Raw genomic sequence first — 19,431 nt, forward strand, 5'->3', positions numbered from 1 at the left:
GAACTCGGGCTTTCGAATTGTCGAAAGATGATCATGCGCAACAGCATGGCCATCGCGCCATGCACACTAGCGTCCAGCAGCAATCCGGCCGCTGGACCGGGCAAGATGCCCAGATGACCGAAAGGATGGACGCCATCCGAAATCCAGGGACCATGGCAGGATCGCCGGATGCTGACCGCAGCAGCGCATCAGCGTCTCGCCGTCTTGGCATGGTCTTTGTGTTTCGGGGCGCCGTGCTTTCGTGAAACCATGAAAGAAAACCGAAATGTTCAATTCGCATTCCGTCGAGATCGACTGGGGTGGACGTCCCCTCAAACTTGAAACCGGCAAGATCGCCCGCCAGGCCGATGGTGCCGTGGTGGCCACCTACGGCGAGACCGTGGTGCTCGCCACCGTCGTCGCGGCGAAGACGCCGCGCGAAGGCGTCGACTTCCTGCCGCTCACCGTCGACTACCAGGAGAAGACCTACGCCGCGGGCCGCATTCCCGGCGGCTATTTCAAGCGCGAAGGCCGTCCGACCGAGAAGGAGACGCTGGTCTCCCGTCTGATCGACCGCCCGATCCGTCCGCTGTTCGTCGACGGCTGGCGCAACGAGACCCAGGTGATCGTCACCGTCCTGTCGCACGACATGGAGAACGATCCGGACATCGTGTCGCTGGTCGCCGCCTCCGCCGCCCTGACGCTGTCGGGCGCGCCGTTCAAGGGCCCGATCGGCGCCGCGCGCGTCGGCTTCGCCAATGACGAATACGTGCTCAACCCGACGCTCGACGAGATGACCGAGACCCAGCTCGATCTCGTCGTCGCCGGCACCGCCGACGCCGTGCTGATGGTCGAATCGGAAGCCAAGGAGCTCAACGAAGACGTGATGCTCGGCGCGGTCATGTTCGGCCACCGCCACTTCCAGCCGGTCATCAACGCGATCATCGAGCTCGCCGAGAAGGCCGCCAAGGAGCCGCGCGAAGTCACCACGATCGACAATTCCGAGATCGAGAAGGAGATGCTTGGCATTGCCGAGCAGGATCTCCGCAAGGCCTACGCGATCCCGGTCAAGCAGGAACGCTATGCCGCGGTCAGCGCCGTCAAGGAGAAGGTGCTGGCGCACTTCTTCCCGGAAGGCCAGGAGCCGAAATACGACAAGCTCCGCGTCGCCGGCGTGTTCAAGGAACTGGAAGCCAAGATCGTCCGCTGGAACATCCTCGACACCGGCAAGCGCATCGACGGCCGTGACGCCAAGACCGTGCGCAACATCGTCGCCGAGGCCGGCGTGCTGCCGCGCGCCCACGGCTCGGCGCTGTTCACCCGTGGTGAGACCCAGGCGATGGTGGTGACCACGCTCGGCACCGGCGAGGACGAGCAGTACATCGACGCGCTGTCGGGGACGTACAAGGAAACGTTCCTGCTGCACTACAACTTCCCGCCCTACTCGGTCGGTGAAACCGGTCGCCTCGGCGGCACCAAACGCCGCGAGATCGGCCACGGCAAGCTCGCCTGGCGCGCGATCCACCCGGTGCTGCCGCCGCATCACGAGTTCCCGTACACGATCCGCGTGGTCTCCGAGATCACCGAGTCGAACGGCTCGTCCTCGATGGCCTCGGTCTGCGGCGCCTCGCTGTCGCTGATGGATGCCGGCGTGCCGCTGAAGCGGCCGACCGCCGGTATCGCCATGGGCCTGATCCTCGAAGGTCAGCGCTTCGCGGTGCTGTCGGACATCCTCGGCGACGAGGATCATCTCGGTGACATGGACTTCAAGGTCGCCGGCACCGACCAGGGCATCACCTCGCTCCAGATGGACATCAAGATCGAGGGCATCACCGAGGAGATCATGAAGGTGGCGCTCGGCCAGGCCAAGGAAGGACGCATCCACATCCTGAGTGAAATGTCCAAGGCCCTGACCGCGGCGCGCGCCGAGCTCGGCGAATACGCGCCGCGCATCGAGACCTTCAAGATCGCCACCGACAAGATCCGCGAAGTGATCGGCACCGGCGGCAAGGTGATCCGCGAGATCGTCGAGAAGACCGGCGCCAAGGTCAACATCGAGGACGACGGCACCGTGAAGGTCGCCTCCAACGATGGCGAGGCGATGAAGGCTGCGATCAAGTGGATCAAGTCGATCGCCTCCGACCCGGAGGTCGGCCAGATCTACGAGGGCACCGTCGTCAAGGTGATGGAGTTCGGCGCGTTCGTGAACTTCTTCGGCGCCAAGGACGGCCTCGTCCACATCAGCCAGCTCGCGGCCAGCCGCGTGCAGAAGACCTCCGACGTCGTCAAGGAAGGCGACAAGGTCAAGGTCAAGCTGCTCGGCTTCGACGATCGCGGCAAGACCCGCCTGTCGATGAAGGCGGTCGACCAGGAGACCGGCGAGGACCTCGAGGCCAAGCAGAAGACCGACGCCCCGGCCCCGCGCGAAGCTGCCGGCGAGTGAGCCTGTCTGGAATGAAACAACGAAGGGCGGCCGAAAGGCCGCCCTTTTTGTTTGGTGCGAGGCTTGAACGCGCCCGGCGCAATGCAGAGCAAGGATCGCTGGCGGCGAACGGCTGCGCTAGTGTCCCGAGTCACAAGTTCGCAATCGTAGATTCGCAGTAGGTTCGCGTCGCTGTGCCAAGGCTGGGAGGCAGCAGCAGTGACGGAGGATCTGATGGCGGTCCGGCAACTTGCCTCCCTGACATTGAGTGATGAAGAGCGCGCCGAACTGAAGGCGCTGACGACGCGGCGGAAGACGGCGCAGGCGCTGGCTCTGAGAGCCCGGATCGTGCTGACCTGCGCGGAAGGCGGTCAAAACAAGGAAGTGGCGGCCAAGCTGGGCTTGGGCCGGTCAACGGTAGGCAAGTGGCGGCGGCGTTTTGTGGAGCGGCGCGTGGACGGGCTGCGTGACGAGCCCCGCTCCGGAGCGCCACGTACGGTTGACGATGCCCGCATCGAAGCCCTGATCGTAAGGACGTTGGAGAGTTGCCCCGAGAACGCCACCCATTGGAGTTCCCGCGGCATGGCGAAGGCCAGCGGCCTGTCGGTGTCGACGGTGCAACGCATCTGGCGGGCCTTCGGGCTCCAGCCGCACCGGCTAGAGACGTTCAAGCTCTCGACCGATCCAAACTTCGTGGCCAAAGTGCGCGACGTCGTGGGCCTTTACGTCTCGCCGCCGGAGCACGCCATCGTTCTCTGTGTGGATGAGAAATCCCAAATCCAGGCACTGGACCGCAGTCAGCCGATGCTGCCGATGCGTCCCGGCCAACCGGCCCGAAGAAGCCATGACTACACAAGGCACGGCACCACATCGCTGTTCGCCGCCCTCGACATTGCCAGTGGACGGGTGATCGGCAAGTGCTACGGACGCCACCGTGCTGTCGAGTTCCGCAAGTTCCTCGACGAGATCGAGGCTGCCGTGCCGCGCGACCTCGACGTCCATTTGGTCATGGACAATTACGCCACGCACAAGACGCCATTGATCCGAAGATGGCTCGCCAAGCGGCCCCGGTGGCACGTGCACCTGACCCCGACCAGTTCGTCATGGCTCAACCAGGTCGAGCGCTTCTTCGCACTCCTGACCGACAAGAAGATCAGACGCGGCATCTATCGAAGCGTTGCCGCCCTCCGGGCAGACATCGCTTCCTTCATCGACCGGCACAACGCCGATCCCAAGCCGTTCCGCTGGACTAAGTCCGCCGATGACATCCTGGCATCCATCGAACGCTTCTGCCGGTACAACGCTCCGCCAAATCCAGATTCGATATCGCGAACTTCTGGTCCACCACACTAGATTTGAGAGCTCCGCGAAATGCTCGCGGGCTTTCTTGTCCCGACATCCGCGACCGAAGGAATCGACGATGATGCTGCCGACCATCCGCCCTGGCCGCCCCGACGAGTATGACGAGATCGCGCGCATCTGGATGGAGAGCTGGGTCTCGACCGGGCTCTCGCAATCGAGCGAGCGTCTGCTGAGCGATTTGCGCGCTCGTCTGCCACGGGAGGTCGCTGGCGGCTGGAGCCTGTTTGTCGCCGACGATCACGGCGCCATCGCTGCCATGCTGGCGCTGCATCGGCCAACCTTGCTGCTCGACCAGCTGATGGTCGGACCAAGCCATCAGGGCCAAAGCCTGGGACGCGAGCTGCTCGCCTTCACGCGCCAGCAAATGCCCGACGAGATCTGGCTGAAATGCGTCCGCGAGAACGAGAAGGCCTGGCGCTGGTACGAGCGCGAAGGATTTGTGTTCGAGAAAGAGGCGATCAATCCGGCCACCGGCCTCATGATGAAGCACTACCGATGGAAGAGAGCGAAAGTCGCCTAATTGACCGACATCTCGACCTGAGGTCACGCGATTTGCCCATCCGTCGCGCGTTGCCAATTCGTGGCGGACGCGCGATGTAACGGACGCCGTTCGTCCATGCCAAAGAAGGGACCGCACCATGATCAAGCTGTACTGGTCGCCGCGCTCGCGCTCGTTCTCCGCCATCTGGCTGCTGGAGGAATCCGGCCTGGCTTACGAACGGGTGCTGACCGATATCAGCACCGGCGCGCAGAAGTCGCCGGAGTTCCTCAAGATCAACCCGATGGGCAAGGTGCCGGCATTGACCGACGGCGATGCCCAGCTCGCCGAGGCTGCCGCGATCTGCGCCTATATCGCTGACCGCTATCCGGAGACGAAGCTCGCGCCGGCCACCAACGATCCGAAGCGCGCACGCTATCTGCAATGGCTGTTCTTCTCGCCGAGCTGCATCGAGCCGGCGCTGATCCAGCTCTTCACCAAGCTCGAGGTGCCGACCAGCACCGCGGCATGGGGCAGCCCGGCGCAGGTGTTCGACGTGCTCGATGCCGAGTTGCAGAAGGGGCCATGGATCCTCGGCGATCAGTTCTCCGCCGCCGACATCGCGATCGGCGCGGGACTGAACTTTGCGGTGCGCGTGTTCAAGATGGTGCCGCCGCGACCGTCATTTGAGGCCTATATCGACCGCTGCGTGGCGCGGCCCGCGTTCCAGCGCGCAGAGAAGATCGCGGCGGGGTAACGCAGCGACGTAGCCCGGATGGAGCGGTGGTTCCGGCCCTAGCCCGGGACGACGCGCGGATCGACGTCCTGCGTGTAGTCGACGCCGTCGATGCCGAAGCCGAACAGGCGGAGGAACTGGCTCTTGTATTCGCCGAGATCCGCCAATTCGCCGAGCGTCTCGGTGGTGAGCAGCGGCCAGCGCCGCGACACCTCCGTCTGCACTTCGGGCGAAAGCTCCCAATCGTCGACCCGGATGCGCTGCGCATCGTCAAGCTCGACGCCCTTGCCGAGGCGAGTGCGGAACAGGCGATCGATCTGCTCGATGCAGCCCTCATGGAGCCCGAGCTGCTTCATCACCTTGAACAGCACCGTGCCATAGAGCGGCACCACCGGAATGGCCGAGCTCGCCTGTGTAACTACGGCCTTCAGCGCGACGACGCGTGCGGCGTCCGCACCAAGCCGGGCCCGGATCGCTTCCGCCTTGCTGTCGAGATCGACCTTGGCGCGGCCGAGCGTGCCGTTCCAGTAGATCGGCCAGGTCAGCTCGCTGCCGATATAGGTGTAGTTGAGCGTCCGGAAGCCCGGCGCCAGCACGCCGGCATCGGCGAGCTGGTCGATCCAGCGCTTCCAGTCATCGCCGCCCATCACCGCAACCGTGGCCGCGGTTTGATCCTCGTTCGCAGGCTCGAGGGTAGTCTGGAACACCTCGCCGGTCTCGGTGTCGAGCGTCTTGATCTCGACCGGCGCGCCCAGCGGCTTGATGACCGAGCGATAGGTCTTGCCGGTGTCGGGGTCGGTCCGGACCGGCGCCGCCATGCTGTAGACCAGCAAGTCGAGCTGTCCGAAATTTTTCGCGCACACGCTCGATGAAGTCTTTCTTCATCTCGTCGGAGAAGGCATCGCCCTCCAGCGTGAGCGGCGAGCGTCCGATCTTCTCGGCCTCGATCTCGAAGGCGCGGTTGTTGTACCAGCCGGCGCTGGCGCTCCTCTTTTCCGACGGTTCGCGCTCCAGCGATACGCCGATCGTATCAGCGCCGCCGGCGAAGGTCGCCACGATGCGGCTCGCGAGGCCGTAGCCCGTCGAGCAGCCCAGCACGGCGACCCGCTTCGGACAGTCAGCGACCGGACCCTGCTTGAGAACGTAGGCGATCTGTTCGCGGACATTCGTGGCGCAGCCGACGGGATGTGCCGTCGTGCAGATGAAGCCTCGCACGCGCGGTTCAATAATCATTCCCACCCCATTCCGGATCGTTGCAATATCCCCATTCGCTGCCTGCGGACCTCCCTCAGCAAGCGAGGAGAGGCGAAATCAGGCATCAAGCCGCCTGAATACCAGCGTGGCGTTGGTGCCGCCGAAGCCGAACGAGTTTGACAACACGGTATTGAGCCTGGCGTTGTCGATGCGCTTGCGCACGATCGGCATGTCGGCGAACACGGGATCGAGCTCGGTGATATGCGCGCTTTCGCAGATGAAGCCGTTGTTCAGCATCAGCAGCGAGTAGATCGCTTCCTGGACGCCGGTGGCGCCGAGCGAGTGGCCGGTCAGCGCCTTGGTCGCCGAGATCGGCGGGCACTTGTCGCCGGTACCGAACACCTTGCGGATCGCCTCGATCTCCGGCGGATCACCGGCCGGCGTCGAGGTGGCGTGCGGATTGATGTAGTCGACCGGCGTGTCCACCGTCGACATCGCCATGCGCATGCAGCGCTCGGCGCCCTCACCCGACGGCGCCACCATGTCGTATCCGTCGGAGGTTGCGCCGTAGCCGACGACCTCACCGTAGATCCGCGCGCCGCGCGCCTTGGCGTGCTCGAGCTCTTCGAGCACCACGACACCCGCGCCGCCGGCGATCACGAAACCGTCGCGGCTGATGTCGTAGGGACGCGAGGCGGTCGCCGGCGTGTCGTTGTACTTCGACGACATGGCGCCCATGGCGTCGAACAGCACCGACAGCGTCCAGTCGAGTTCCTCGCAGCCGCCGGCGAAGATGATGTCCTGCTTGCCGATCTGGATCGTCTCGTAGGCATTGCCGATGCAATGGTTCGACGTCGCGCAAGCCGAGGAGATCGAGTAGTTCACACCCTTGATCTTGAACCAGGTCGCGAGCGTCGCCGATGCGGTCGAGGACATCCCCTTCGGCACAGCGAACGGGCCAACGCGCTTCGGGCCCTTGGCGCGCGCGATGTCGGCGGCCTCCACCAGCGTGCGCGTCGACGGTCCGCCGGATCCCATGATGATGCCGGTGCGGATGTTGGAGACCTCGTTCTCCTCGAGGCCGGAGTCGCGGATCGCCTGCTCCATTGCGACGTGATTCCACGCGGCACCTTCGGCGAGGAACCGCATCGCGCGGCGATCGATCACCTCGGCGGGATTGAGTGTCGGCGCACCGTGCACCTGCGAACGGAAGCCGAGCTCGGCAGCCTTCTCCGCACGCGAAATGCCCGACTTTGCCTCATAGAGGCTCGCAAGCACTTCCTGGGTGTTGTTACCGATGGACGAGACAATCCCCATCCCCGTGATGACAACCCGCCTCATGTTCGCCTCGCCCTGCCTTTATGTTGCCGCATGATGATCCTGCTCAAGATGGCGCCGTGCCCTGCTTGAACAATCCGACCTTCAAGTCCTTGGCGCGATAAATAATCTCGTCGTCCATGGAAAGCCACCCGTCGGCAATTCCAAGCACGAGCTTTGACCGCATCACGCGCTTGATATCGATGTTGTACACAACCTTGCGCGCGTGCGGCAGCACCTGTCCGGAGAACTTCAGCTCGCCGAGGCCGAGCGCGCGGCCACGACCTTCGCCACCGATCCAGCCGAGGTAAAAGCCGACCATTTGCCACATGGCATCGAGGCCGAGACAGCCCGGCATCACCGGATCGTTCTTGAAATGGCAGCCGAAGAACCAGAGATCCGGCTTCACTTCGAGTTCGGCGCGCACCAGCCCCTTGCCGTACTCGCCGCCGGTTTGCGAGATCTCACTGATCCGATCGAACATCAGCATCGGTGGCAGCGGCAACTGGGCGTTGCCGGGACCAAAGAGCTCGCCCCGCCCGCAAGCCAGCAAATCCTCGTATTCGTAACCGCCGCGCCGATCCAGCATCCTCATTCCACCTCTGATGTCCCGATGAAGCGCTTTGCTTGGTCGGACCTTAATCTACCCACGGGAACCGGAATAACCCGTCCCGCATCTCGGCGCTACCTGGGTACGCTGCCGACCTGTTATCTCTGCCGAAAGCGCATATGTGGTCCGCGCGCTCTCTAACATAGGGCCAATCGGGCGGCAAAGCGGCATTCCGATGATAAATTACCGTTTCTCCTTAGGTTTCTACCGCAGCTTGGATTTGTTCTAGTTGCGAAAAACTTGCATCTGATGGGCATCCTTTTTATATTTAGGAGGAATATTGCATGAGTTGGGTGCATAGAGTGGATATGAACGACGAAGTACCGGCTGTGAACGATGACGCCGTGCACCCGGCTGCCCGGGGCGCTGGGCACCACCCTGCCCTGACCGGCTGTCCGTGGCATGACGTCAACGAGATGCTGCAGTCTGCCGGTCTCCGGCCGACCCGTCAGCGCATGGCGCTGGGTTGGCTGCTGTTCGGCAAGGGCGCCCGCCACCTGACCGCTGAAATGCTGTACGAGGAAGCCACGCTGGCCAAGGTTCCGGTGTCGCTGGCGACCGTCTACAACACGCTCAACCAGCTGACCGATGCCGGCCTGCTGCGCCAGGTCAGCGTCGACGGCACCAAGACCTATTTCGACACCAACGTGTCGACGCATCACCACTTCTATCTTGAGCACAATCACGAGCTGGTCGACATTCCCGACCCGAACCTCGTGCTGTCGAGGATGCCCAACGTGCCTGATGGCTACGAGATTTCCCGCGTCGACATGGTCGTGCGGCTGCGCAAGAAGCGCTGATCCGGCCTTGACGGCGATTTGACTTGTGATGGCCGGGCTCGTCCCGGCCATTGTCGTTTGCGACGAAGAAACTCAGTCCACCTTCTCGTCGGCGTAGACGCCCCACAGGCGCTGCTGCTCGATCCAGCCGTCGAAGCCGTTGCCGGTGACCCGGCACCAGTTGTTAGCGCATTTCTTGACCTGTGCGACGACGCCGGCCTGCAGGCGCGCGGCGATGGCGCTGGTGGCGTCGGGACGATCGTACAGCGAGGCCAGATCGTCCTTGTTCTTCATCGTGACGACCGCGGTGCGGCGGCCGGACAGCAGGGAGTGATAGACCCAGCCTTCGGCGCCTTCGGAATCGCGCACCCGGCGCCAGTTCTCGAACTCGGCGGTGATTTCGACCGGGAGCCCCGACCGCGTGTAGACCCAGGCGACGTCATTGTCCTTGGTCGGGCCGGCCCGGACGTTCACATGATCGGATTTCAGGCTGACATAGCGCGGAATCGGCAGGCCGCTGGTGGTGGGGCTCAAATCCTTGGCGGAATGTCCGGGGATGACCGACGCGCTCAGCATGCTCCCGACCAGAGCCACCAATGAACCGAAACGCCAGACCATCAACTCGTCTCCTGCCGAGATGCCCAACCCGCATTCGGCGAGCTGCAACCCAAACCCAAATTCAAACCCGTGCCCGAGGGCCCCTGCGCCGGCGCTATTCGTTCCCTGACCGCACGGATCCGAGGGGTTCTTGTCTTGGCCCGGCCTTCTGCTAGAGAGGACGGAACGCCTGAGAGCCAGAACACCCGAATTTCCCGTTGCCTCCCCTTGGCGACAGCCGGGGCAAGTATCGGGGAACCCTAGGAAACGCGAAGGAAACGCCGGGACAGCGCGGCTATCAGCAGTGTCGAACAACCGGGTTAATGAGGCCTCAACGGCTCGGTTTTTGACGGGCCGCGCGCCTCATGAAAGCAGGACATGTCGGTGAAGAAAAAGCCTCTCGTCGTCGTCACCCGCAAGCTGCCGGACTCGATCGAGACCCGGATGCGCGAGCTGTTCGATGCCAGACTGAATCTCGACGACGCGCCGATGACGCCGGAGCAGATCGCCGAGGCGGCGAGGACCGCCGACGTGCTGGTGCCGACCGTGACCGACATGATCCGCGAGGACGTGATCAATCAGCCCGACTGCAAGCTGAAGATGATCGCCAATTTCGGCAATGGCGTCGACAATATCGACGTCACCGCCGCGCATGCCCGCGGCATCACGGTGACCAATACGCCGAAGGTGCTGACCGAGGACACCGCCGACATGACCATGGCGCTGATCCTTGCCGTGCCGCGCCGCATGATCGAAGGCGCCGCGATCCTGACCGAAGGCAAGCAACACTGGGCCGGCTGGTCACCGACCTGGATGCTGGGCCACCGCATCGGGGGCAAGCGGCTCGGCATCATCGGCATGGGCCGCATCGGCCAGGCCGTGGCGCGCCGTGCCCGCGCCTTCGGCCTGCAGATCCACTATCACAACCGCCGTCCGGTGGCGCCCATGATCGCCGATGAATTGGGGGCGACCTATTGGGAAAGCCTCGACCAGATGCTGGCGCGGATGGACATCATCTCGGTGAACTGCCCGCACACGCCGGCCACCTATCACCTGCTCTCGGCGCGGCGGCTCAAGCTGATCCGGAAAGAAGCCTATATCGTCAATACCGCGCGCGGCGAGGTGATCGACGAGGACACGCTGATCAAGCTGATCGAAGCCGGCGATGTCGGCGGCGCGGGTCTCGACGTCTACGAGCACGAGCCCGCGGTGAACCCAAAACTGGTGCGGCTTGCCAGGGCCGGCAAGGTGACGCTGCTGCCGCATATGGGCTCGGCCACCATCGAAGGCCGCGTCGAGATGGGCGAGAAGGTGATCATCAACATCCGAACCTTCCTCGACGCCCACAAGCCGCCGGATCGCGTGCTGCCGAGCATGCTGTAGGAATTCCGTAGCCCGGATGGAGCCAACGGGTCGCGCGAACGCGCGCCCGATGACAGGCTCAGCGAAATCCGGGACAACTTCACCGCGTCAAGACCGCCCCGGATTACGCTGTGCTCCATCCGGGCTACGGGACGTGGATAGCCATATGCGATAGCCCTGCCGTCGCAGGCGCGATCTGCCAAAATATCGAAAACAACCCCATGCAAAGTAGCCGGTGCGGCCGGCGCTCGACCAGGCAACTTGATACGTCGGGCTACGGGGCTTACTTGTTTCGCCGCGCCTGCTTGCGCCAGTCGGCGACGAACGACACGAACGCGGCGAGCGCCGGCGGCGGCTGGCGGCGGCTTGGGTAATACAGGAACGGCCCGTCAAACGGCGGACACCAGTCGTCGAGCACGCTGACCAGCGCGCCGGATTTGACGCCATAACGCACATAACCCTCGAACGTCGCCCAATAGCCGACGCCGTCATGGACCGCACGCAACGCGAGGCCGAGATAGGTCGCGATCAGCCTGGCCGGTGGCGAAACCTTCACCACGCGACCGTTCTTCTCGAACTCCCAATCGAAGATCGCACCGCTGCCGAAGCGGGTGCGGATGCAGGCGTGCTTCAGCAGGTCCTTCGGGTGCATCGGCCGGCCGTGCTTCGCGACATGATCGCTCGACGCCACCACCGCGTAACGCTGCGGCGCGCCGAGCGGGACCGCCACCATGTCCTGCGCCAGATGCTCGCCATAGCGCACGCCGGCGTCGAAGCCTTGCGCGACGATGTCCACGAACGCACTTTCGGCGACGATATCGAGATCGACCTGCGGATATCTGGCGAGGAATGGTGCGACCATCGGCGCCAGCACGAGATCGACCGCGGGCGGCGGCGCGTTGATGCGCAGGCGCCCCGACGGCTCGGCGCGCAGGCCGCGCACCTCGGTGATCGCGTCGGCGACGTTGACCATTGCCGGTGCGACGCGGGCGAGCAGCAGTTCGCCCGCTTCGGTCAGCGCTACGCTGCGGGTGGTGCGGTTCATCAGGCGGACGCCGAGCCGCTCCTCCATGTCGCGCAGGCGCTGGCTGAGGCTCGAGACCGAGACGCGGCTCTCCAGCGCGGCACGCCGGAAGTTGCGGGTGCGCGCCACCGCCACGAAGGCATCGAGGTCGCGAAGGTCGAAATCCTGCATTGTTCGATATAGTGAACAACTCATTCGGGATTGTCCAGCTTATCCCAAGAACCGAACCGGCCCATATCAGCCGCGTCATTTGGCGGCGGATCATCCGCTGCGACGTTTTGGGAACACCACCATGGACACACGCAAACTCGGCTCCACCGGCCCGACGGTTTCGCTGATCGGCCTCGGCTGCATGGGCATGTCCGACTTCTACGGTCCCACCGACCGCAGCGAGAGCATCGCCACCATCCATGCCGCGCTCGATGCCGGCATCACGCTGCTCGACACCGGCGACTTCTACGGCATGGGCCACAACGAGATGCTGATCGGCGAGGCCCTGAAGAGCCGCAGCCGCGACAATCTGCAGATCAGCGTCAAGTTCGGCGCGCTGCGCGATCGCAACTATGGCTTCCTCGGTTATGACAGCCGTCCCGTTGCCGTGAAGAATTTCGTCGCCTATTCGCTGCAGCGGCTCGGCGTCGATCACATCGATATCTATCGCCCGGCGCGGCTTGATCCCAACGTGCCGATCGAGGACACGGTCGGCGCGATGGCCGACATGATCAAGGCCGGCTGGATCAGGCATATCGGCCTGTCGGAGGTCGGTTCCGACACCATCCGCCGCGCCCACAAGGTGCATCCGATCGCCGATTTGCAGATCGAGTATTCGCTCATCTCGCGCGGCATCGAGACCGACATCCTGAAGACCTGCCGCGAGCTCGGCATCGGCATATCAGCCTATGGCGTGCTGGCACGCGGGCTGATCAGCGGGCACTGGTCGAAGGACCACGCCGGCGCGAAGGATTTCCGCCTGCTGAGCCCGCGCTTCCAGGCCGGCAACATCGACACCAACCTTGCGCTCGCCGATCGGCTGCGCGGCATCGCCGGCGAGATCGGCGCCTCTCCGGCGCAGGTCGCGATTGCCTGGGTCGCGGCGCAAGGCAAGGACATCGTGCCGCTGGTCGGCGCGCGGCGGCGCGAGCGCCTGACCGAGGCGCTCGGCGCGCGCGATGTGAAGCTGACCGCGGCGCATCTTGCCGCGCTCGCCGAAGCATTTCCGCCCGGCGCAGCCGCCGGCGGACGCTATCCGGAGGAGCACCTCCGGCACATGGACAGCGAGAAGCCCGCGACCTGAACGCTAAGCTGCGACGAGATCAGCACTTCCTCGCACCCTAGAGCATGTTGAGATCAAGTTGAATTGGAGGAGCGTCGAAGGTCACCTCTCCCTTGGGAGAGGTCGGCGCGCAGCGCCGGGTGAGGGGTTACGGTCTCTCGTTGGAGCTGCGGCCCCTCACCCGATTTGCTGCGCAAATCGACCTCTCCCCGCTGGGGAGAGGTGAGCCGAACCCGAGGCCAAACCGATTCAACCTCACTTCATCCCGCCACAGCTTCTTCTTGAGCATGAACTTTCCGGAACCGCTCGTACACTTTTCCGGATCATGCTGAGAGATGCCCGCTCAGATCGGTGATGCCGGGCGCATCACCGTTGAGCGGATTCTGCGGATCGCGCGCGTAGCGCAGGGTTTCGAACCGCATTGCGCGCGCATCCACCATCAGGAGGCGGCCGACCAGGCCCTCGCCGAAGCCGACGATCTCGCGGATCGCCTCCAGCGCCATCATCGACCCCAGGACGCCTGCGAGCGCGCCCATCACGCCGGCCTCGGCGCAGGCCGGCACCGTCCCCGGCGGCGGCGCCTCGGGGAACAGGCAGCGATAGGTCGGGTTGAACACGCCGTCCGCGTTCTTCTCATGCGCGCGGATCGTGGTCAGCGAACCGTCGAACTGCCCCAGCGCCGCGGTGATCAGCGGCCTTTTCGCGAGGAAGCAGGCGTCGGCGACAAGATAGCGGGTCTCGAAATTATCGGAGCCGTCGAGCACGAGATCGTAATTTCCGATCAGCGCCATGGCATTGTCGGCGGTGAGCCGCGTTGGATGCGCCTCGAACGTCACATGCGGGTTGAGTGCGTGAATCTGCGTTGCCGCGCTGTCGACCTTGCGCTTGCCGATATCAGACGTCGTATGGATGATCTGGCGCTGCAGGTTGGAGAGCGAGACGATGTCGTCATCGATCACGCCGAGCCGGCCGACGCCGGCGGCCGCCAGATACATCAGCACCGGCGCGCCAAGACCGCCCGCGCCGATCACCAGCACCGACGCCTTTTTCAGTGTATTCTGGCCGGGGCCGCCCACCTCGCGCAGCACGATGTGGCGGGCATAGCGTTCAAGTTCGTCGGCACTCAGCATCTTGATGTCCTGCGCGCTGTTCCCTGAACCGGAGCGCGGTTGTTGCCGACCAAGCAGATGTGCTTAATTGCGTGGACGTCAATGGTATCAGTCATTTCCCCCGGATTTGTCATGAGATTGGTGCTTTCGGCAACATTGATGGTCGCGGCCGTGATGGTCGCAGGTATGGGCGCCGCGCATGCCCAGTTGACGCCACCGACGACGGCCGGGGCCAAGCCGAAGACCGTGACGACGGTGCCGGTCCGCCCCGCTCTGCAGAAGCCGGAAGATACCGCGAGCGCGATGGCGCAGGCCGAGCGGCTGGCGCTGCAATCCGACCTCGCCTGGGTCGGCGAATACAACGGAGCGATCACCGGCGACGTCAGCGAGCGCATGGTCAATGCGATCAAGGAATTCCAGAAGAACCGCGGCGGCAAGCCAACCGGCGCGCTGAACCCGCAGGAGCGCGGCGTGCTCGCCGACACCGCGCGGCGGAAGCAGGAGAGCGTCGGCTGGAGGGTCGTCACCGAGCCTGCCACCGGGGCGCGGCTCGGCATTCCCACCAAGCTGGTGCCGCAGCTCACCAGCGACGCCTCCGGCGCCAAATGGACCTCGCCGACCGGCACCGTCCAGGTGCTGCTGACCCGGCGCAAGGAGGCGAGCCCGACCACCGCAAAGCTCGCCGAGCAGGAAAAGAAGGAGCCGGCCGGCCGCACCATCGACTACACCGTGGTGAAACCGGATTTCTTCGTGCTGTCGGGCATGCAGGGGCTGAAGAAGTTCTATCTGCGCGGCACCTTGAAGGGTGACGAGGTGCGCGTCCTCACCATTCTCTATGATCAGGCGATGCAGACCACCGTCGAGCCGGTGGTGATCGCGATGTCGAGCGCCTTCAACGCATTTCCGTCCGGCGTGCAGGCCGGCCCGCCGCCGCGCAAGACCGTCGAATATGCCACCGGCGTCGTGGTCAGCGACGATGGCGCAATTATCACCGATCGCATCGCGACTGACGACTGCATCGCACTGACGATCCCGGGTTACGGCAGTGCCGATCGGGTCGCGGTGGACAAGGAGCACGATCTCGCCTTGCTGCGCATCTATGGCGCGCGTGGGCTGAAGCCGCTCAACATCGCAGGCCAGGCGACGCAGACCGCGCTCGACATCACCGGCATCGCCGATCCGCAGAACCAGGGCGGCGGAGCGGCCGCGAGCAGCGTCAAGGCCTCGGTGGCGCAACTCGGTGGCGGCGATCAGGCGCTGTCGCCGCCGCCTGCGATCGGGTTCTCCGGTGCGGCAGCACTCGACGGCGGCGGCAAGTTTGCCGGCATCGCGGTGCTGAAGCCCGTCATCGTTGCGGGCCCGGCAAACACGGCACCGCCGGCGCAGGCCGCGCTGGTGCCGGCCGACACGGTGCGCAACTTCCTGAAGGCCCACGGCGTCAACGCGTCGGGCGAATCAGCGGACGCCAAGGCCGCCGTAGTCCGCGTGATCTGCGTCAGGAAGTAGCCCTTACGTGTCCATCCAAACCTGATGAGATCAGGTTGGGCTGGAATGGCGTAGAAAGTTCACCTCTCCCTTTGGGAGAGGTCGATTTGCGCAGCAAATCGGGTGAGGGGTTGCGGTCTATCGAGAGAGCAAGAGCCCTCACCCGGATTGCACCGGACGATGCTTCGCATCGCCGAGAGCAATCCGACCTCTCCCCGACGGGGGAGAGGTGAACCGAGACCGCGCCAAGCCGATGCAACCAGAACTCATCCCGCTTTGGAGCTGGGCCCTGCTCAGCAGCGCACCACGTCGCGCTACGCTGCGCCCGGGGCACGAGACTCCCTCACCTCAACGCAAACCGCACCCCGGCGCGGGCCAGACCGCCGGCGATGCCGACCGGGGTGCCGTCGGCGCGCCAGCAGGCCGCGCCCGACATGGTGCCGTCAGCGTGGAACTGGATCGCGTTCATGCCGCCGGCGACCGTCGGCACGACCTGCACCTTGTGGCCTTTCGCCGACAGCGCGGCGCGGATGCTCTCCGGTATCGCCTGCTCGACCTCCAGCGCATTGCCCTCGGTCCACACCCGCGGCGCCTCGACCGCCTCCTGCAGGTCCATGCCGTGGTCGATCAGGTTGATCAGCGCCTGCATCGCGCTCGGGAAGATGCGCTTTCCGCCGGGCAGGCCGAGCGCGTAGACCAGTCTGCCGTCGCGCAGCGCCATCATCGGCGACATCGAGGTGGTGACGCGCTTGCCCGCGGCAAGCGACAGCGCGTGCCCCGGCCGCGGATCGAACAGGTTTATGTAATTGTTCGGCACGGTGCCGAGGCCCGGGATCAGGATCTTGGCGCCGAACAGATTGTTGATGGTCTGCGTGGTCGCGACCACGTTGCCCATCGCATCCGCAGCGGTCATGTGCGTGGTGTGCGCGCTTTCGAGCTGGCTGACGCCGGCGCTCCAGGCCTGCGCGTGGTCGGGATCGATGGCGCGGCGCCGCTCCTCGGCGTAGGCCTTCGAGGTCAGCCGCTCCACCGGAACGTTGATGTAGGCGGGATCGCCGCTCGCGGCCGCGCGGTCGGCAAAGGCGATCTTCAGCACCTCGGCGAGATAGTGGATCGCATCAGTCGTGCCGAAGCCGAGGCGCGCGATGTCGTAGCCTTCGAGGATGTTGAGCATCTCTGTGATGTGCACACCTGACGCCGCGGGCGGCGGGGGCCCGAGGATTTCCCAGCCGCGGTAGTCGCAACGGATCGGCTGCCGCTCGACGGTTTTGTAAGCCGCGAGATCCTCCTGCGCGATGAAGCCGCCGTTCCTTTTCATGTAGTCGACCAGGATGTCGCCAAGCGACCCCTGGTAGAGCGCGTTGTCGCCATGGTCGGCGATGTATTTCAGCGTCTCGGCATATTCGGCCTGCACGACGCGCTCGCCCGGCTTCAGCGGCGTGCCGTCGGGCAGATAGATCGCCGAGATCGGCTTGTCCTTCAGCATCTCCTCGGCACCATCGGTGATGCATTCGTGCAGATAGGGCGTTGCCGCGTAGCCGCGTGCGGCATGCTTGATCGCGGGCTGCATCACGTCGGCCAGGCTCATGGTGCCGAAACGGCGCAGCGTTTCGCACCAGGCCTTCAAGGAGCCCGGCACCGCGACCGCCTTCGGCCCGTTCAGATTCTCGTTGCCGACGGTGTCGAACACGTCATGCGCCGAACCGGGTTTCGAGGTGTAGGTGTCCGGCCGCACCGCCTTCGGCACTGTGCTCTGGCCGTCGATGAAGCGATGGCTGCCGTCGGCGAGCCGGATATGCGCCATGCCGCCGCCGATGATGCCGACCATCATCGGCTCGACCACGGTCAGCGTGAACAGGGTCGCGATCGCTGCATCGATCGCGTTGCCGCCGGCAGCTAACATCTCGGCGCCCGCGCTCGACGCCAGCGGATGATTGCTCACCACCATGCCGCGGCTGCTGGTGGCCGGTTGCTTCTCGCACTGAAAGCTTGTCGCGGCGCGATCGCGCCAGTTGCCGTTGATCGCCATTGTGTTCTCGTTTTTGAAGGAGCGATGGCGCCCATGTTCGCCAGCCGCGCACGCGCGGTCAAGCCGTACCGAATTCCCTCACGGCGGCATTCGCGATGAGGTCACGTCGTCGGGCGATCGCGCAGCCAGGTTTCGCGCGTGACCTTCCACTTCTCCGCTCGGGATTCGCCATTGTGGTGCGGAAGCTCGACGAAGCCGACGAATTCGGCTCCGGTCTTCTGCTTGACCCGGCGCGAGGCGACGTTGGACTGCGCGTTGCAGACGTGGAAGTGATCGAGGCCGAGCGTCAGGAAGGCGAAATCATTCACCGCGGCGATCGCCTCGGTCATCAGGCCACGATTCCAGTAAGGCTCGGCCAGCCAGAACCCGCGATTGCCCTTGCGGCCGTCGGCGCGCGGCCGGAAATTGACGTTGCCGATCGCCTCGCCATCGCCGGCGCGCAACACCAGCACCCATTGATAGCTCTCCTCGCCGGCCGCGATCTTGTCCAGCTCCCGCTTGATGAAGCTTTCCGCACCGTCCTCGGGATAGGGCCACGGCACCACCGTGGCGAGAGTCTTGATCACGTTCCAATTGTTGAAGTGACGCTGGATCGCCGCGGCATCCGACAGCGCCAGCGGCCGCAAGATCAGGCGTTGCGTCTCGATGCGTGGCGTCTCGAACATATTATTTCTGGCACTTCGGGCACCAGAACGTCGAACGGCCGTTCTGGGTGAAGCGCCTGACGATGCCCTCGCAGCCCGAGGTGCGGCATGTCTCGCCTTCGCGGTCGTAGACCTGGAACGAATGCTGGAAATAGCCGAGATCGCCGTTGGTCAATCGATGGTCGCTGATCGAGGAGCCGCCTGCCTTGATCGCCTGGTTGAGCACCGAATGGATTGCGTCGACCAGCCGTTTGGCGTGGTCGGTGGGCTCGGCCTTCTTGGTTGCAAGCGTCGCGGCCAATCGCCGCGGCGACAGGTGCGAGCGAAACAGCGCTTCGCAGACATAGATGTTGCCAAGTCCCGCCACCACGCGCTGATCGAGCAGCGCGGCCTTCAGGCTGGTCTTCTTGTTGTGGCAGGAGCGCGCCAGCATCGCCGCGTCGAATTCGTTGCCGAGCGGCTCGGGTCCGAGCCCCTTCAGCAGCGGTTCATCCTCGATCGCATTGCGGGCAATGATCTTCATATAGCCGAAGCGTCGCGGATCGTTGAAGACGACCGCAGCCCCCGACGACATGTGGAACACGACATGATCGTGCGCGCGATCCTCGCTGCGCGGATGGTGGAATTGCCCCGGCGCCGCCGCGCCCTCCTGCTTCAGCACGCGGAACGAGCCCGACATGCCCAGATGCATCAGCAGCACGTCGCCGGAGTTCAGGTCCGCCATCAGATATTTGGCTCGGCGGCCGAGCCCGGTGATGGTCTGGCCCTCGAGCCGGGCGATAAAGTCTTTTTGAAACGGAAACCGCAAATCCTTGCGGCGGGCCTCGGCCTTGAGGATTTTGGACCCTTCCATGGCCGGTTGCAGGCCGCGGCGGACGGTCTCGACTTCGGGTAATTCCGGCATGGCAGGCATTCACCTTTTGGAAGTGACGTGATAGCGCCATTGCGGCCGCCGCGCTATGGTCCGGCTGGAGCGTTTTCGAGCGAAGTGGGCACCGGTTCGCGTGAAGAAAACGCGACCAAAAAGGTAA

At 64.6% G+C, this 19,431-nt stretch carries 17 protein-coding genes and 1 pseudogene; 8 read left to right on the forward strand and 10 right to left on the reverse strand.

The window, feature by feature from the left end; translation table 11 throughout:
• The first annotated feature begins 265 nt into the window (after positions 1–265).
• The 4 genes from pnp to ACVWW1_RS29685 all read left to right on the forward strand — a co-directional run bounded on the left by pnp (position 266) and on the right by ACVWW1_RS29685 (position 4,998).
• On the forward strand, positions 266–2,422 hold the full coding sequence (pnp, locus tag ACVWW1_RS29670) for a polyribonucleotide nucleotidyltransferase (RefSeq protein WP_456658346.1): 2,157 nt from the start codon (positions 266–268) through the stop codon (positions 2,420–2,422).
• 213 nt (positions 2,423–2,635) lie between these two features.
• On the forward strand, positions 2,636–3,754 hold the full coding sequence (locus ACVWW1_RS29675) for an IS630 family transposase (RefSeq protein WP_456660702.1): 1,119 nt from the start codon (positions 2,636–2,638) through the stop codon (positions 3,752–3,754).
• Positions 3,755–3,821: 67 nt separating this feature from the next.
• On the forward strand, positions 3,822–4,283 hold the full coding sequence (locus tag ACVWW1_RS29680; RefSeq protein WP_456658347.1) for a GNAT family N-acetyltransferase: 462 nt from the start codon (positions 3,822–3,824) through the stop codon (positions 4,281–4,283).
• Between the two features lie 118 nt (positions 4,284–4,401).
• Positions 4,402–4,998, forward strand: coding sequence for a glutathione S-transferase family protein (locus ACVWW1_RS29685; protein ID WP_456658348.1), 597 nt, complete (start codon positions 4,402–4,404; stop codon positions 4,996–4,998).
• Between the two features lie 38 nt (positions 4,999–5,036).
• On the opposite strand, the gene ACVWW1_RS29690 is transcribed toward ACVWW1_RS29685, so the two are convergent.
• The 4 genes and pseudogenes from ACVWW1_RS29690 to fabA form a co-directional block, all read right to left on the reverse strand.
• Entirely contained in the window at positions 5,037–5,810 is a 774-nt protein-coding gene (locus ACVWW1_RS29690) for a hypothetical protein (protein ID WP_456658349.1), read from the reverse strand.
• A 73-nt stretch (positions 5,811–5,883) separates the two neighbouring features.
• Positions 5,884–6,210, reverse strand: a pseudogene (locus tag ACVWW1_RS29695) (bifunctional NADH-specific enoyl-ACP reductase/trans-2-enoyl-CoA reductase); the annotation flags it as partial.
• Positions 6,211–6,288: 78 nt separating this feature from the next.
• Positions 6,289–7,512, reverse strand: coding sequence for a beta-ketoacyl-ACP synthase I (gene fabB, locus ACVWW1_RS29700; RefSeq protein ID WP_456658350.1), 1,224 nt, complete (start codon positions 7,510–7,512; stop codon positions 6,289–6,291).
• A 43-nt stretch (positions 7,513–7,555) separates the two neighbouring features.
• Positions 7,556–8,077: a 3-hydroxyacyl-[acyl-carrier-protein] dehydratase FabA gene (gene fabA, locus ACVWW1_RS29705; RefSeq protein WP_028343922.1), complete on the reverse strand. Its 522-nt coding sequence runs from the start codon at positions 8,075–8,077 to the stop codon at positions 7,556–7,558.
• 329 nt (positions 8,078–8,406) lie between these two features.
• Between fabA and irrA the strand changes: the two genes are divergently transcribed.
• Positions 8,407–8,898: an iron response transcriptional regulator IrrA gene (gene irrA, locus ACVWW1_RS29710; RefSeq protein WP_176534666.1), complete on the forward strand. Its 492-nt coding sequence runs from the start codon at positions 8,407–8,409 to the stop codon at positions 8,896–8,898.
• A 72-nt stretch (positions 8,899–8,970) separates the two neighbouring features.
• Here the strand turns inward: irrA and ACVWW1_RS29715 are convergent, their stop codons facing one another.
• Positions 8,971–9,495, reverse strand: coding sequence for an SH3 domain-containing protein (locus tag ACVWW1_RS29715; RefSeq protein WP_420831860.1), 525 nt, complete (start codon positions 9,493–9,495; stop codon positions 8,971–8,973).
• A gap of 357 nt (positions 9,496–9,852) precedes the next feature.
• On the opposite strand from ACVWW1_RS29715, the gene ACVWW1_RS29720 reads away from it, so the two are divergent.
• Positions 9,853–10,857, forward strand: a complete 1,005-nt coding sequence (locus ACVWW1_RS29720) for a 2-hydroxyacid dehydrogenase (protein ID WP_176534665.1) — start codon at positions 9,853–9,855, stop codon at positions 10,855–10,857.
• Positions 10,858–11,119: 262 nt separating this feature from the next.
• Here the strand turns inward: ACVWW1_RS29720 and ACVWW1_RS29725 are convergent, their stop codons facing one another.
• Complete coding sequence (locus ACVWW1_RS29725; protein WP_456658351.1) at positions 11,120–12,031, reverse strand: LysR substrate-binding domain-containing protein; 912 nt, start codon at positions 12,029–12,031, stop codon at positions 11,120–11,122.
• Positions 12,032–12,152: 121 nt separating this feature from the next.
• Here ACVWW1_RS29725 and ACVWW1_RS29730 point away from each other — a divergent pair, with 121 nt between their 5' ends.
• A complete protein-coding gene (locus tag ACVWW1_RS29730; RefSeq protein WP_456658352.1) occupies positions 12,153–13,154 on the forward strand; it encodes an aldo/keto reductase in 1,002 nt (333 codons plus the stop codon).
• 302 nt (positions 13,155–13,456) lie between these two features.
• Here ACVWW1_RS29730 and ACVWW1_RS29735 read toward each other — a convergent pair whose 3' ends face one another.
• On the reverse strand, positions 13,457–14,263 hold the full coding sequence (locus ACVWW1_RS29735) for a HesA/MoeB/ThiF family protein (protein ID WP_456658353.1): 807 nt from the start codon (positions 14,261–14,263) through the stop codon (positions 13,457–13,459).
• Positions 14,264–14,374: 111 nt separating this feature from the next.
• Here ACVWW1_RS29735 and ACVWW1_RS29740 point away from each other — a divergent pair, with 111 nt between their 5' ends.
• Complete coding sequence (locus ACVWW1_RS29740) at positions 14,375–15,748, forward strand: serine protease (protein ID WP_456658354.1); 1,374 nt, start codon at positions 14,375–14,377, stop codon at positions 15,746–15,748.
• A gap of 322 nt (positions 15,749–16,070) precedes the next feature.
• On the opposite strand, the gene ggt is transcribed toward ACVWW1_RS29740, so the two are convergent.
• The 3 genes from ggt to mutM all read right to left on the reverse strand — a co-directional run bounded on the left by ggt (position 16,071) and on the right by mutM (position 19,304).
• A complete protein-coding gene (gene ggt / locus ACVWW1_RS29745; protein ID WP_456660703.1) occupies positions 16,071–17,750 on the reverse strand; it encodes a gamma-glutamyltransferase in 1,680 nt (559 codons plus the stop codon).
• A 107-nt stretch (positions 17,751–17,857) separates the two neighbouring features.
• Positions 17,858–18,421, reverse strand: coding sequence for a GNAT family N-acetyltransferase (locus ACVWW1_RS29750; protein WP_456658355.1), 564 nt, complete (start codon positions 18,419–18,421; stop codon positions 17,858–17,860).
• A 1-nt stretch (position 18,422) separates the two neighbouring features.
• On the reverse strand, positions 18,423–19,304 hold the full coding sequence (gene mutM / locus ACVWW1_RS29755; protein WP_456658356.1) for a bifunctional DNA-formamidopyrimidine glycosylase/DNA-(apurinic or apyrimidinic site) lyase: 882 nt from the start codon (positions 19,302–19,304) through the stop codon (positions 18,423–18,425).
• Positions 19,305–19,431 lie beyond the last annotated feature (127 nt).

Source organism: Bradyrhizobium sp. JR3.5 (genome assembly GCF_054057015.1).